We start from the raw sequence: 13,203 nt of genomic DNA on the forward strand, positions 1-13,203 counted from the left end.
AGTCAGTGGCGGGGCCGGGGCGTGGTGGCTCAGGTGGTGTACTCGGAGTTCAGCCGGACGTATCCCTCGGTCAGGTCGCAGCCGTAGACGGTGAACTCCCCGTCACCGATGCCCAGTCCGATACCGATCAGGACCTCCTCGCCGCGCATGTGCTCGGCGACCTCGGCCCGCAGTTCGGCGTCCCCGGGGCCGTCGGCGCGCTGGGGGTACACGAGGGTCCCGCCGAAGCGGACGGTGACGTTCTCCTGGAGGATGTCGGTGTCGTCGGTGCACTTGCCGATCGCCATCGTGACCCGGCCCCAGTTGGGGTCGCTGCCGTGCACGGCGGTCTTGACCAGCGGTGAGTTGACCACCGTCTTGCCGACGCGCTTGGCCTGGGCCGCGTCCCGGGCCCCGGTGACCCGCACCTCGATGAGCTTGCTCGCACCCTCGCCGTCGGAGGCGATGTTCTTCACCAGGGCGAGCGCCACCTCGTGCAGCGCTTCCTCGAACTCCACCGGATCCACGTCGCCGGCCAGGCCGTTGGCGAACAGGACCGCCGTGTCGCTCGTCGAGGTGTCGGTGTCGATGGACACCGCGTTGAACGTACGGTCCATGACGCTCCGGAAGATCCGGTCCTGCTCGCCCTGGGGCAGCCGGGCGTCGGTGGCGAAGAACGTCAGCAGGGTCGCCATGTCGGGCTCCAGCATGCCCACACCCTTCGCGATGCCGACGAGCGTCGCCTCACCGCATCGCACCCTGACCAGCTTGGGCCGGGTGTCGGTGGTCATGATGGCCTGCGCCGCACGCTCGAACCCGCCCTCGGGGAAGGGCCAGGACAGCGTCTTGATGTGTGCGCGGATCTCCTCCATGGGGTACTGGAGTCCGATCACCCCGGTGGAGGCGATCAGCAGATCGTCCTCGGCGAGGCCGGTGGCGGCGGCCACCGAGTTCCGGATCTCGCGCGCGTTGCTCTCGCCCTCCGGGCCCGTGGCCACATTGGCGTTCCTGGCGATGACGACGACCCCGCGCGACTGGCCGTCGGCTGCCCCCGCCCGGCTGAGCACGACGCTCGGGCCGGCGAAGCGCGACTTGGTGAACACCGCGCTGACCTGCGTGGGCACGGTCGAGGCCAGCACCGTGAAGTCGTCCCGCCCATCGTCCGACAGCCCTACCGGGGCGGTGTGCACCATGAACCCCGCGGGGTCCCGGGTGGTCGTACCGGTCATGATCGCCTTCTTCCCTCTGGCATGTCTTTATGCGTTTGCCTGTATGTCTATTCATCTATCACAGGTGGCGCGGGCGCAAGGCCCGAACCGGCCCCCGTCTGCCCGGAAGCGCACTACAGCGCCTTCGGATAGGCACTGGAGAGGCGGTGGAGAGAGCACACCGGCACGGTGACGGCATTCCGCTTCCCGTCGACATCCTGGAGACGACGCCGCATGTCCCGTGTATCGACCAAGCCCAGTGGCAACCCGACGGCCGCACACGCCCTGCTCAAGCGTCTCCACGAGCACGGTGTGGAGACGGTGTTCGGTGTCGTCGGCCGCGAAGCCGCCTCCATTCTCTTCGACGAGGCACCGGGGATCGATTTCGTTCTCACCCGGCACGAGTTCACCGCCGGCGTCGCCGCCGACGTCCTGGCCCGCATCACCGGCCGGCCGCAGGCCTGCTGGGCCACGCTGGGCCCCGGCATGACGAACCTCGCCACCGGCGTGGCGACCTCGATCCTGGACCGCTCGCCCGTCATCGCTCTGGCCGCCCAGTCCGAGTCGCACGACATCTTCCCCAACGACACCCATCAGTGTCTGGACTCCGTCGCCGTCATGCGCCCCATGACGAAGTACGCCGTCGAGCTCCAGCGCCCCGACGAGATCACCGACCTCGTCGACTCCGCCGTCGCCGCCGCGATGACCGAACCTGTCGGCCCCAGCTTCATCTCCGTCCCCGTCGACCTTCTCGGCGCCGACATCGACTCCTCGGTGACCCACCCCGCCGCGCAGACCCCGGCCAAGCCGGTCGGTGCCGTCCAGGCAGGCTGGGAGGCCACCGCCGACGAAGCCGCAGCCCTCGTCGCCGGTGCGGAGCACCCGGTGTTCGTCGTCGGCGCGGCGGCCATCCGCTCCGGCGCGGTCCCCGCGATCCGGGCCCTGGCCGAGCGCCTGGACGTCCCCGTCATCACCACGTACATCGCCAAGGGCGTCCTGCCGCACGGCCACCACCTCAACTACGGTGCCGTCACCGGGTACATGGACGGCATCCTGTCCTTCCCCGCCCTGGAGACCCTCTTCGCCCCGGCCGACGTCATCGTGACCCTCGGCTACGACTACGCCGAGGACCTGCGCCCCTCGATGTGGGCCCGCGGCGGCGAGAAGAAGACGGTCCGCGTCTCGCCGACCGTCAACCCGATCCCCAGGGTCTACCGCCCGGACGTCGACGTGGTCACCGACGTGCTGGCCTTCGTCGAGCGCCTGGACGCCGCCACCGCGGACCTCACCAAGAAGACCCCGCACGACATCACCCCGCTGCGCGAGCGCATCGCCGAGTTCCTGGCCGACCCCACCGAGTACGAGGACGGCATGCGGGTCCACCAGGTGATGGACTCCATGAACACGGTGATGGAGGAGACCGCCGCCGCGGGGGAGGGCACGATCGTTTCCGACATCGGCTTCTTCCGGCACTACGGGGTGCTCTTCGCCCGCGCGGACCAGCCCTTCGGCTTCCTCACCTCGGCCGGCTGCTCCAGCTTCGGCTACGGCATCCCGGCGGCGATCGGCGCACAGATGGCGCGCCCCGGCCAGCCCACCTTCCTCATCGCGGGCGACGGCGGCTTCCACTCCAACAGCGCCGACCTGGAGACCATCGCACGTCTCAACCTGCCCATCGTGACCGTCGTCGTCAACAACGACACCAACGGGCTGATCGAGCTCTACCAGAACCTCGGCCACCAGCGCTCCCACGACCCCGCGGTCAAGTTCACCGGTGTCGACTTCACCGAACTCGCCCGCGCCAACGGCGTCGAGGCCGTCAGGGCCACCTCCCGCGAGGACCTGCTCGCGGCCCTGCGCAAGGGAGCCGGCCTCGGCCGCCCGTTCCTGATCGAGGTCCCGGTGAACTACGACTTCACCTCCGGCGGCTTCGGTGCCCTGAGTATCTGATCATGGCGCATACATTCCCCGCCGCCACGGGGTTCCTGGTCTCCGCCCAGCAGGGCGGGGACCGGGCCCCCGGTCCCGTCTTCGCCACCAGGGGCGCCCACGAAGCCGTGGCCGAAGCCCTCCGTACCCAGACCCTGAACGCCGTACTCGTCCACTCGGGTTCGGCCGAGAACGCCGTTGCCCGCTCCGGCGACACGGCACTCGTCCTGGCCGGCGAGCTCTACAACCGGGAGGACCTGCTCACCCTCCTCCCGGCCGGAGCCGACGCCCACACGGACGCGCAACTGCTGCTGGCCCTGCTGGGCGTCTACGACCTGCATGCCTTCCGGCTGCTCAACGGCCGTTTCGCGGCGGCCGTGGCCCTCGGCGACCGGGTGCTCCTGGCCACCGACCACGCGGGCTCCGTGCCCCTCTACACGCTGCCGGCCCCCGGCCGTGTACTCGCCGCCACCGAGATCAAGGCCCTCGTCCCTGCAACGGCCAAGGCCCCGCCGTCCGGACGGCCCGTCGCCGAGGCGCGCAGGGTCCGCCGGGTGCCGGGCGTCCACCAGGTGCCCGCCGGCACGGTGCTGGACATCGACGTCCGTACCGGCACCGCCGTGCCCACCCGGATCTGGACCCCGCCGGTGTCCCGGCGGATCCTCCCCGAGGCCGACGCGACCGCCGTCGTACGCGAGACGCTGGAGCGGGCCGTCCGGGCCCGTACGGGCGGCAGCACCCCGTTGGTCGTGCTCTCCGGAGGAATCGATTCTTCCGGCGTCGCAGCGCTCGCCGCCGCGCACACCCACGGTCCCCTGGACACGCTGTCCATGGGCACCGACACCTCGGACGAGTTCCCCGAGGCACGTGTGGTCGCCACCCACCTGGGCTCCGCCCACCGGGAGATCACCGTCCCGACGGCGGACCTGCTCGGCCAACTCCCGTACGCGATCTGGGCGTCCGAGTCCGTCGACGCGGACATCATCGAGTACCTGCTGCCGCTCACCGCCCTGTACCGGGCCCTCGACGGGCCCGCCCGCCGCATCCTCACCGGCTACGGAGCCGACATCCCGCTCGCCGGCATGCACCGCGAGGACCGGCTGCCCCAACTGGACACAGCCGTCGCGTTCGACATGGCCACCTTCGACGGACTCAACGAGATGTCACCGGTGCTCTCCGGTATCCAGGGCCACTGGTCGACCCATCCGTACTGGGACCGCGACGTACTTGACCTGCTCGTGTCGCTGGAGGCCGGGCTCAAACGCCGCCACGGCCGCGACAAATGGGTCCTGCGGGAGGCGATGAGCGCCCTCCTGCCGCGGGAGACCGTCACCCGGCCGAAGCTCGGTGTGCACGAGGGCTCGGGGACGACCTCGTCCTTCAGCCTCCTGCTGTTGGACGCCGGCGTGCCCGACGCGGACATCCACCGGGCCAAGTCGCTGGTGGTGCGGGAGATCTTCGACCGGGTGGTCGTCGAGGGCCTGCCACCCGCCGAGGTGAGCACCGCCGACGCCGTGCACCAGGCAGCCGCACGGCTGAAGGAGACCGAGTGAACCACCCCAGACTCCGTACCGGCCGCCAGCGGCCCCGACAGGAGGCATGACGTCGTGGAACGTGTCGACACCGCGATCTCGCCCCGCTACGCGCAGATCCCGACCTTCATGCGCCTGCCGCACGACCCGCAGCCCACCGGCCGCGACGTCGTCGTCATCGGCGCCCCCTACGACGGGGGCACCAGCTACCGGCCGGGTGCCCGCTTCGGCCCGCGTGCCATCCGCAACGAGTCCGGCCTGATCCACGGGGTCGGCATCGACCGGGGACCGGGCACCTTCGACCTCATCGACTGCGTGGACGCCGGGGACATAGACCTCACTCCGTTCAACATGCACATCGCGATGGAGACGGCCCACCGTCATCTGCGCGGCCTCCTCCAGGACAACGCCGCCTTCCTGATGCTCGGCGGCGACCACTCGCTCACCCTGGCCGCCCTGCGCGCCGTGGCCGAGCAGCACGGCCCCGTCGCCGTGGTCCACCTCGACGCGCACTCCGACACCAACCCCGCTTTCTACGGTGGCGAGTTCCACCACGGCACCCCGTTCCGGCACGGCATCGACGAAGGGCTCATCGACCCCCGGCGCACCGTGCAGATCGGCATCCGGGGCCACAACCCCCAGCCCGACTCGCTGGACTACGCCCGCGGCAAAGGGGTGCGGGTCGTCACCACCGACGAGTTCGTCGAGACCGGTGTCGCCGGCACCCACGCCCTCGTCCAGGAGCTCATCGGCGACCACCCGGTCTACGTGTCGGTCGACGTCGACGTCGCAGACCCGGCCTTCGCCCCCGGCACCGGAACCCCCGCGCCCGGCGGACTGTCCTCCCGCGAGGTCCTGGCCCTGCTGCGCTGCGTGGGCGAGCTGCGGCCGGTCGGCTTCGACGTCATGGAGGTCTCGCCCCTCTACGACCACGCCGGGATCACCTCCATCCTGGCGACCGAGATAGGCGCGGAGCTGCTCTACCAGTACGCCCGCGCTCACATCAAAGGAAGGAACGACGCGTGACCGTCATAGACTGCTCCGAACTCCGCGACGAACTCCTGGGACTCGCCTCGCGCCTGCCCTCGGTGCCGCGCGCGGACCTCCCGGCCTTCCTGGCGGCCGCGAAGGAGGCGTCCAGCGACCTCCCTGCCTCGATCGCCGACGCGCTCGACGCCTTCAACGTGTCCGGCAACGAGGACGGTTACCTCCTGCTGCGCGGCCTCCCCGTCGAACCGCAGGACCAACTGCCGCGCACCCCCGAGTCCACCCCCGCGCCGACGGAGCGCCCGCTGCTCACCATGGAGGCGATGCTCGGCATCGTCGGCCGCCGGCTCGGCCTGCACACCGGGTACAAGGAGCTGCGCAGCGGCACCGTCTACCACGACGTGTACCCCTCACCCGGCGCGCACCACCTCTCGTCGGAGACCAGCGAGACCCTGCTGGAGTTCCACACGGAGATGGCGTACCACCGGCTCCAGCCCAACTACGTGATGCTCGCCTGTTCCCGTGCCGACCACGAGCGCAGGGCCGCGACCCTGGTCGGCTCGGTCCGCAAGGCGCTGCCGCTGATCCCGGACGGCTTCCGCAGCCACCTCTTCGACCGCAAGGTGCCCTGCTGCGTCGACGTCGCCTTCCGCGGCGGCGTCGAGGACCCGGGCGCCATCGCCCAGGTGAAGCCGCTCTACGGCGACCCGGACGACCCGCTGCTCGGCTACGACCGGGAGCTGCTGGCCCCCGAGGATCCCCGGGACGTCGAGGCCGTGGAGTCGCTGTCCAAGGCGCTGGACGAGATCACCGAGGCCGTGCACCTGGTCCCCGGCGACGTCCTGATCATCGACAACTTCCGTACGACGCACGCCCGTACACCGTTCACACCCCGCTGGGACGGGGTGGACCGGTGGCTGCACCGCGTCTACATCCGCACCGACCGCCTCGGACAGCTCGCAGGCGGCGAACACGCGGGTGACGTGGTCGCCTTCACCCCGCGCGACTGACCGTCCTCTGCCCACGGCCCGTCCGTCGTGCTGCCCGCGCCGGTCCGCTCTCGGCTCACTCTCCCGGCGCTCTCCGTTGTGGCCCGGCCCCCTGGGGCAGCGGTTAGCGTGTCGGACAGGTGACCGGAGGCGGTCCGGTCACGGGAGACGTCCGCAGAGGAATCCGCAGCAGACGAGGAGACAGCGCCAAGTGTCGGACCCCACATTGCAGCAGATGGCACGTCATGACCGCGCACGGCGCCGCGGATCGCGCAGAGGACCCGTGCTGGGTGTGGCGGTGGCCGTCGTCCTGGCGGCGGGTGCGGGCTGGTGGGGGTACCGGGCGTGGTCCGGGGACGGGACGGAGCGGGACCCCGAGGTGACCGCGGCCACCGAGAGACTCCAGTCGTTCCTCGGCGCGTGGGCGGCGGACGATGCCGCGAAGGCAGCGGCACTGTCGGACTCGCCGGAGAACGCCGAGTCGCTGCTGACCTCGGTCATGACGAACCTGAAACCCGCGAAGGCGGAGCTGTCGGCGGGGGAGGGCGAGAAGAACGACAAGGGCGAGGTGACCGTCCCGTACACCGCGAAGTTCACCATCCCCGCCGTCGGCCTCTTCCGCTACGACTCCGAAGCGACCCTGGTGAAGAAGTCCGGGCAGTGGACCGTGGAGTTCGGCTCCCCGATGATCCACCCGCGGCTGAAACCGGGACAGACGCTCGCGCTGAAGACGGTGGCCGAGCGCGCCGCCGTACTCGACGCCAACGGCGACGACCTGCAGGCCGCCTCGCTGCGCGGCTCGGTGGACGAACAGGGCAAGGGAACGTTCGGCCTGGAAGCGCGCTACGACAAGCAGTTGCGAGGCGGCGAGGGCGCGGCAACCAGTGAGGTGGTGATCGCCGACCGCCAGTCCGGTCAGGCCGAAACCTCCCTCACCAAGAGCTCCGCGAAGCCCGGCACACCCGTGAAGACCACCATCGACCCCAAGGTGCAGGGCGCCGCGGCCAAAGCGATGGAAGGGCTGAAGGTGAACGCCGCGCTGATCGCCCTGGAGCCCTCGACCGGGAACATCCTCGCCGTCTCCAACCGTCCGGCAGGCGGCCTGAACCGCGCGCTGGCCGGCCAGTACCCGCCCGGGTCGACGTTCAAGGTGGTGACCGCGGCAGCGATGCTGAAGGCGGGCGTGAAGCCGTCCGACGTCATGGAGTGCCCCAAGTTCGCCCGTGTCGACGGGCAGCGGTTCGAGAACCAGAAACAGTTCACGCTGCCGGCGGGATCGACCTTCAAGGACTCCTTCGCGAAGTCCTGCAACACCATGTTCGTGGAGAACCGCGCCAAGGCGGGCGGCTCGGCCCTGCACGACGCGGCTGCTGCCTTCGGGATCGGCGGCGTCTGGGACGTGGGCGACTCGACGTACGACGGATCGGTCCCGGTGAGCACCTCGGACAACGACCTCGCCGCGTCCACCATCGGTCAGGCCCGGGTGCAGGCCTCGCCACTGGTGATGGCGTCGATCGCGGCGACGGTGAAGGAGGGAACCTTCAAGCAGCCGGTGCTGGTGCCCGACGCGGTCAAGAAGAAGCACGAGGCGACCGCCAGGCTCGACCCCTCGGTGACCGGTGACCTGCGTGACATGATGCGGGCGACGGTGACGTACGGAGCGGGCAGCGCACTGACGGGAATTCCCGGGCAGCCGCACGCCAAGACCGGGACGGCGGAGTTCGGCGAGGAGAAGCCGCCGCGCACCCACGCCTGGATGATCGGCTACCAGGGCGACAGCGACCTGGCGTGGTGCGTGATGCTGGAGGACGGCGGTTCGGGCGGCGCCGACGCGGGGCCGGTGGCGGCCAGGTTCCTGAAGGGGCTGACGGATGCGGGCTGAGCGCAGGTGACCTGAACCAAGCGGGTGGGCTTGTTCCAAGGGGGTTGCGGCCATGGCCTGCGCGGGGTGCCGGGCCCAAGATGACGTCGTGACAGGTCGAGCTGGTTGTCACTCGGAGCCGGAGCGGTAGACGTTCTCTCGCCCTTCGGGGTCCTCGTATTCGATGCTGTAGGGCGTCCCCATCGTCGCGAGTGCTTGAAGCAGGACGCCGACACGGTCCGGGTCGACGAAGCCGCTGAAGGTGACCGGATCAGTCGGCAGCACCTCGAGCTGGGCGAAGGTGTGCTCGGCCTCGAACTCGGTCCAGCTCGACCGTCGCACCGCCCAGCCTGCAGCTCGGAACAACTCTGCCGCCTGACGGGGGCCGGCCGCGGTGAGGAGTGTGCCCCAGACGTTGTTACGGAGGTCCCCGTGAGCGAGAGCGTCGTTGTCCAGCCGTGGGCCGACAGCTCTGCCTGAGGTGAAGTCCATGGCGGCCAGTATCCACCGCTGCCACGGCGGGGCCGGATCCCGGTGACCACAAGCCGAACGATCCGCCTCTGGATCGCCCGTGCGGTTGCGAGCTCGGTGGCCACGCTCACCACCGGCACGGTGAGGCCCGGCCACGTACCTTCGCGGCCGGGCCGGAGCTGGTCGCTGATCAGGCTTCGGGACAGAGCGTCCTGCGCAGCCCGATGTTGATGTGACTTCCGTCGTCATCGGTGAGCGTGACACCGTCGTAGGAGAACCGCTGTGCAGCACTGTGGTCCGGATCGGTCGCGCCGCCATCGAGGGCCGCGCACTGGTTGCGGGCCGCGTCGATGGCCTTGTCCTCGTCGTGGATGAGGTTGCTGTGGACGTCTTGGACGGCCTGGAGGACGGCGTCCCGCTCGCCGCCGGTGGGCTCGGGGGGCACGCCGGCGTTCTTGGCGGCGCCGCTGTCGCCCGCGGCACCAGGGGCCTCGGTGACGGTGCTCTTGGTGGCGTCGGCCTTGCTGTCGCTGTCCTTGCCGCTGCTGCAGCCGACGACGGTGACGGTGAGTACGGCGGCGATGGCCGCCGTGGTGGTGCCTATGCGCATGGTCCCCCCTGGCGTGACACGAGTAGGGACATGGTGCGGCAGGCGGGGCACTGCGGCCGCGCCGGAGACAGAATGGTGACCTGCTGCGGACGCGTTTGAAGCGATCCGCTCCCCGTGGCGGCGGCTGCCTCCAGGACGTTCGCCGTGCTGGTACTCGAGATGCTGCGGCACGAGCGACGCCAGTTCGCCGACCCCGGCAGTCCTGATCGCGGCTCAGCCGCGCGACGGCAGTGACAGCGCCGAGGACCTGGGACTCCGCCGACGGATGGCCGCGGCGACGACCCAATGGGTGGCCGACGCCGCAATCGTGATCCTGGCGATACCTCGCAGGGCTGGTACTTCGGGCCCGCCGGTGTGACGTTGGCTGGCACTCTCTACCGATATCGAGGTCCACCATGTTCGGCCTGGCCTTTGCCGCCCCCTGGCTGGTACTTGCCTCCACGCTCTGGGCGCTGGTGCCGCTCGCTTTCCCCCGGCGGCGCCGGCCGGGCACCATCATCGCCCTATCCCATCTCATCGTGACGCTGGCGATGACGCGGCCCTGGACCGAGGGCTGGTACTGGCGCGACGGAGCGTGGCTGATCCTTGTCTTCGGGCAGGGCGCCCTCATTGCCTTGGGACGGCTGGCCTTCGAGCTCAGCCCGCTCGGCGCCCGTCGCCGCAGCGCCAAGCCTCTGCCCCGAGGCAGCGACCCGGTGATGGCCCCACCCCAGCTGTGATGCCTTCGAGAACCGGGCGCCGGTCCAGGAGGGCTGGCAGTGGTCTGCCGGCCCTCCTGGAGCTATATGTGCGTCGCGGTCCGGTCAGATCCGGCCGCCGGTGAGGCGGGTGATCGGCCCGGCATGGTTCCTGGCCGTCTGGCGTCCGAGGGTGAACGCACCGGCGAGGAGTCCACCGACGCCTGCGGCAGCGCCCACGGCCACGGCCTTGCGGTGCTTGCCGACGGTCCGGGCGATGGTCGCGGTCGAGGTCACCCTGCCCGCCTTGTCCAGGACGGTCTGCCGGCCCGTTTCCCACCCGGTGACAGCGGCCCGCTTCGCCGCCAGGCCGGCCGACCGCACACCGGTCCCCGCCGACTCGGCGGCGTCATGGACCGAGGACTTGGCGTCCTGCGCCGCTGACTTGGCCTTCGAGGCTGCGACCGCCGAGCCGGACTTGGCCTGGTTCCCGGCCGCCTCAGTGATCTGACGTCCACTGGCGGCACCCGTACCGGCCTTCGCCGCAGAACCGTTCACATTCTTCTGGGTTTCATCGCTCTCTGCAGTCATGGTGTTCGTGTTACCCCTCGATGCGGCTCGAAACAGAGCGAACCCAGGCAGGCAGGCGTGGGTGCGGCACAGCACTGCGTCGGAGTGTTGGACTGGGTGTGGTTCGGCGGGGATGGAGGGCGTGCCGGACAGGCGGAACCTTGGGGGGACGTCCTGGATCCACAACCACCTCGACGGCAGCCCATCGACGACGTGACCACGCTTCGCGGCGCGGACGGTCTACTGGAAGCTCAGTCGGTGCGGGTGTGCCGGATCGGTCGGGCAGGTGTGCACGCGCATCAGGCCGCGACCGAGGTGGACACCGACCGGGTCGAGTACGCGCGGGTCCTCCTCGGCATCCCGGTCCTCGACCGGCAGCCAGCTGCGTGAGGCGCCGTCGCACTCCCACTTGTCCACGGTGAGCAGGGGTGGCATCGCTGTTCCGCATACCTGGCAGTCGACCGGAGCAGGATCGGTCAGATGCCAGGAGGCGAAGCCTCCGACCTTCCAACCGGGGGCGATAGACAGGTCGCTCATGTAGTCGATCTCTTCCGGTTCCCCCGCCAGGGCCGCGGTCATCGCCGCCTCGTACTCCTCATACGTCGCGTAGCTCGCCGGCGAGGAGAGGCCGTCCTCGTCCTCCTCGTCGTCGAGGAGCGCTTCCTCCCATGCGGAGATCTCGTCCTGGAGCGGCTCGTCCAGCAGCCCGAGGTACTCGTGCTCCACGACCTGCTCCGGGTGCACTACGCACATGGTCGGTACGCATTCCGCGCGGCCGGCCACCGGGGGTTCGGGCTGCGGCGACAGGACGGCGCCGACATCGGCCGAGCGCCGCCACCTCAGCAGGACGTCGATCGTGCGGTCGGCCCCGTGCACCTCGAAGGGGCACCAGAAGACCTGCAGAAGATCGTGGCTCTCGGGTCCCACGAGATCCGGGACCTCTCCTGCGAACAACTGCGCGACGGCCAGCATCGGCAACGGCCAGTCGTCGTGAAGGCCCGGGGCGTGTTCACCCCGCGACATGCCGTGGAGAAGGCGTTGCTCGTCCTCGGTGTACTCCCGTCCCCGTGCATCCTCCTCGATCCGACGGCTCAACCGCACGTCGGAGAGGAGGTAACCCTTGCCCTTCGGATGTACGGCCGTGCACACCGGCCACGGTTCGTCGGCCGGCCAGAGCAGGGGGCCCGCCACCGAACTTTCCTGTGCCCTGGGAGCACCGTGACGGGGGTGGAGCCGGGTTGCTGTGCGCCGGTGGGCTGCCAAGGCAGGGAATGCCGCTTCTACGTCGAGGGGGCGCGGCGGGGTGGTGCGGGGCATGAGAAGGCCTTCCAAGTACGTTCAGCAGCGATGCCATACAGCGGTCCGGACACCGGCGGCGGAGCTCCTGAGTCTGCGTGACGAGGTTGTGCCAAGCCGATCCGCCCCTGCCGACGCCACCCAGACGGTCGGCGACGGCACGGTCGCCAGGCGACGACCGTCACGAGCGGCTGTACTACGATGCGCCCGACGAACGAGTCATGCAGCACCCTCGCGTGTCCGTGTTCCTTCTTGGGCGAGGCTGACCGGAAGGACACGGTGGACATGACCGGGCAACCCGACCGTTGGGCGGAACTGACCGGCGGACAAGCTGGGGAAGAGTACGCTCAACGTTTCGCGCGGCTCGTCGAATCGGGCCACGACATCCACGGCGAGGCCGCGTTCTGCGCAGCGTTGTTGAAGCCGGCCGCCCGGGTACTCGATGCCGGCTGCGGCACCGGGCGGATCGCGATCCGACTCGCCGAGCTGGGCCACCACTGCACCGGTGTAGACGTCGACTCCTCGATGCTCGCCGTCGCCCGCCGCGACGCCCCCACCCAGGAGTGGCTCCTCGGCGACTTGGCCCGTCTGGATGACCTCGGCCTTGATCCGGGCTTCGACCTGGCGCTCGCCGCCGGCAACGTCATCCCCCTGCTGGCCCCCGGCACCGAGTCAGCCGTCGTCCGTCAACTGGCTGCCGCATTGAGCCCCAACGGTCTGCTGGTCACGGGCATGGGACTGGATGCGGCACACCTGCCACTGGCCGAACCGCCGGTGACCATTGAAGAGTTCGACCACTGGTGTACCGAGGCCGGTCTGACCTTGCGGCAGCGCTACGCCACCTGGAGCGGCGATCCCTATGAAGAAGGATGCGGATACGCCGTGAGCGTCCATTTCCGCCACGACATGTGAGTCCGCGCCCTCTGCGCGACGGTCCGGGCCCACGCGCCCGAGTGATCCCGCGCCCTGATCGTTTACACCACGAGATGGGCGGCAGGGCGTGGGCCGCGGCCACGCACTCATGATGATCTACTGCATAGAGTGACCATGCGCCTGGCAGAGCTGTATGAGGGCCTCCGGCGGCGAGCGAATGA

At 70.1% G+C, this 13,203-nt stretch carries 12 protein-coding genes; 7 read left to right on the forward strand and 5 right to left on the reverse strand.

Translation table 11 applies throughout. The features are described from left to right. Positions 1–29: 29 nt before the first annotated feature. The gene (gene argJ / locus OG257_RS36425; RefSeq protein WP_329214633.1) at positions 30–1,208 is read right to left on the reverse strand and encodes a bifunctional glutamate N-acetyltransferase/amino-acid acetyltransferase ArgJ; all 1,179 of its coding nucleotides are present in this window, start codon (positions 1,206–1,208) and stop codon (positions 30–32) included. 213 nt (positions 1,209–1,421) lie between these two features. On the opposite strand from argJ, the gene OG257_RS36430 reads away from it, so the two are divergent. The 5 genes from OG257_RS36430 (at position 1,422) to OG257_RS36450 (ending at position 8,506) form a co-directional block, all read left to right on the forward strand. Further along, positions 1,422–3,137 carry a thiamine pyrophosphate-binding protein gene (locus OG257_RS36430; RefSeq protein WP_329214635.1) on the forward strand — a complete coding sequence of 572 codons (1,716 nt, stop codon included), beginning with the start codon at positions 1,422–1,424 and terminating at the stop codon, positions 3,135–3,137. Continuing rightward, a complete protein-coding gene (locus tag OG257_RS36435; RefSeq protein ID WP_443054596.1) occupies positions 3,137–4,669 on the forward strand; it encodes an asparagine synthase-related protein in 1,533 nt (510 codons plus the stop codon). Before OG257_RS36430 ends, OG257_RS36435 begins: the two co-directional genes overlap by 1 nt. A 54-nt stretch (positions 4,670–4,723) precedes the next feature. Continuing rightward, entirely contained in the window at positions 4,724–5,674 is a 951-nt protein-coding gene (gene speB / locus OG257_RS36440; RefSeq protein WP_329214639.1) for an agmatinase, read from the forward strand. Then, a complete protein-coding gene (gene cs1, locus OG257_RS36445) occupies positions 5,671–6,645 on the forward strand; it encodes a clavaminate synthase Cs1 (RefSeq protein ID WP_329214641.1) in 975 nt (324 codons plus the stop codon). Before speB ends, cs1 begins: the two co-directional genes overlap by 4 nt. A gap of 214 nt (positions 6,646–6,859) precedes the next feature. Beyond that, entirely contained in the window at positions 6,860–8,506 is a 1,647-nt protein-coding gene (locus OG257_RS36450; protein WP_329214643.1) for a penicillin-binding transpeptidase domain-containing protein, read from the forward strand. 108 nt (positions 8,507–8,614) lie between these two features. Here OG257_RS36450 and OG257_RS36455 read toward each other — a convergent pair whose 3' ends face one another. Both OG257_RS36455 and OG257_RS36460 read right to left on the reverse strand, forming a co-directional pair. After that, positions 8,615–8,977 carry a hypothetical protein gene (locus tag OG257_RS36455; protein WP_329214645.1) on the reverse strand — a complete coding sequence of 121 codons (363 nt, stop codon included), beginning with the start codon at positions 8,975–8,977 and terminating at the stop codon, positions 8,615–8,617. Between the two features lie 169 nt (positions 8,978–9,146). Continuing rightward, entirely contained in the window at positions 9,147–9,566 is a 420-nt protein-coding gene (locus OG257_RS36460) for a hypothetical protein (RefSeq protein WP_329214647.1), read from the reverse strand. 395 nt (positions 9,567–9,961) lie between these two features. Between OG257_RS36460 and OG257_RS36465 the strand changes: the two genes are divergently transcribed. Next, a complete protein-coding gene (locus tag OG257_RS36465) occupies positions 9,962–10,285 on the forward strand; it encodes a hypothetical protein (protein ID WP_329214649.1) in 324 nt (107 codons plus the stop codon). A gap of 84 nt (positions 10,286–10,369) precedes the next feature. Here the strand turns inward: OG257_RS36465 and OG257_RS36470 are convergent, their stop codons facing one another. Both OG257_RS36470 and OG257_RS36475 read right to left on the reverse strand, forming a co-directional pair. Next, positions 10,370–10,834 carry a hypothetical protein gene (locus tag OG257_RS36470; RefSeq protein ID WP_329214651.1) on the reverse strand — a complete coding sequence of 155 codons (465 nt, stop codon included), beginning with the start codon at positions 10,832–10,834 and terminating at the stop codon, positions 10,370–10,372. Positions 10,835–11,053: 219 nt separating this feature from the next. Beyond that, positions 11,054–12,004: a hypothetical protein gene (locus tag OG257_RS36475; RefSeq protein ID WP_329214653.1), complete on the reverse strand. Its 951-nt coding sequence runs from the start codon at positions 12,002–12,004 to the stop codon at positions 11,054–11,056. Positions 12,005–12,394: 390 nt separating this feature from the next. On the opposite strand from OG257_RS36475, the gene OG257_RS36480 reads away from it, so the two are divergent. Then, positions 12,395–13,021, forward strand: a complete 627-nt coding sequence (locus OG257_RS36480) for a class I SAM-dependent methyltransferase (RefSeq protein WP_329214655.1) — start codon at positions 12,395–12,397, stop codon at positions 13,019–13,021. The last annotated feature ends 182 nt before the right edge of the window (positions 13,022–13,203 follow it).

Origin of the sequence: Streptomyces sp. NBC_00683, from assembly GCF_036226745.1 — a bacterium.
Lineage (GTDB): Bacteria > Actinomycetota > Actinomycetes > Streptomycetales > Streptomycetaceae > Streptomyces.

Excerpts from the sequence above, each read along its gene's own strand:
- OG257_RS36460 (WP_329214647.1), bottom strand. The coding sequence starts at position 9,566 with ATGCGCATAGGCACCACCACGGCGGCCATCGCCGCCGTACTCACCGTC.
- OG257_RS36455 (WP_329214645.1), bottom strand. The coding sequence starts at position 8,977 with ATGGACTTCACCTCAGGCAGAGCTGTCGGCCCACGGCTGGACAACGAC.
- OG257_RS36470 (WP_329214651.1), bottom strand. The coding sequence starts at position 10,834 with ATGACTGCAGAGAGCGATGAAACCCAGAAGAATGTGAACGGTTCTGCG.
- OG257_RS36450 (WP_329214643.1), top strand. The coding sequence starts at position 6,860 with ATGGCACGTCATGACCGCGCACGGCGCCGCGGATCGCGCAGAGGACCC.
- OG257_RS36430 (WP_329214635.1), top strand. The coding sequence starts at position 1,422 with ATGTCCCGTGTATCGACCAAGCCCAGTGGCAACCCGACGGCCGCACAC.
- OG257_RS36465 (WP_329214649.1), top strand. The coding sequence starts at position 9,962 with ATGTTCGGCCTGGCCTTTGCCGCCCCCTGGCTGGTACTTGCCTCCACG.
- OG257_RS36480 (WP_329214655.1), top strand. The coding sequence starts at position 12,395 with ATGACCGGGCAACCCGACCGTTGGGCGGAACTGACCGGCGGACAAGCT.
- argJ (WP_329214633.1), bottom strand. The coding sequence starts at position 1,208 with ATGACCGGTACGACCACCCGGGACCCCGCGGGGTTCATGGTGCACACC.